Origin of the sequence: Bowmanella dokdonensis (assembly GCF_017254865.1) — a bacterium.
Classification (GTDB): Bacteria; Pseudomonadota; Gammaproteobacteria; order Enterobacterales; family Alteromonadaceae; genus Bowmanella; species Bowmanella dokdonensis.
In genome coordinates this window covers 1-283 of record NZ_JAFKCV010000409.1, presented here as the reverse complement: position 1 = coordinate 283, position 283 = coordinate 1, and the positions used below count along the sequence as shown (strand labels likewise).

Annotated in this window: 1 protein-coding gene; it reads right to left on the bottom strand. The window is 49.8% G+C overall.

Translation table 11 applies throughout. The features are described from left to right. Positions 1 to 283: hypothetical protein (locus J0A66_RS23100; protein WP_206576106.1), on the bottom strand; the 283-nt coding region annotated here is incomplete at both ends.

Below are 283 nucleotides of genomic sequence, written 5' to 3'. Positions count from 1 at the left end.
ACTGCTGCCTTGATCAAATCCATAAACAAAGGACCCACTTCACAAGCAATACCAATACAACCGGCTGACTGTACCTGACAATAAGTCTCAACCAGTTCGGGTAAAGCGTCACTGGTAAGCGCGGCATCGTTGCCCGCATGCTCATACAGCACCCAGTTGTCCAGTCCGGCAGTAGTGGTTAACACAGCCTGACGGTACTTCATTAAACCTGGACGGTTGAAACTCCCTTGGGGAAAGGTATGTAATACCCGCCCTTTCAGACTGAGGGTAAAAGTACCGTGCT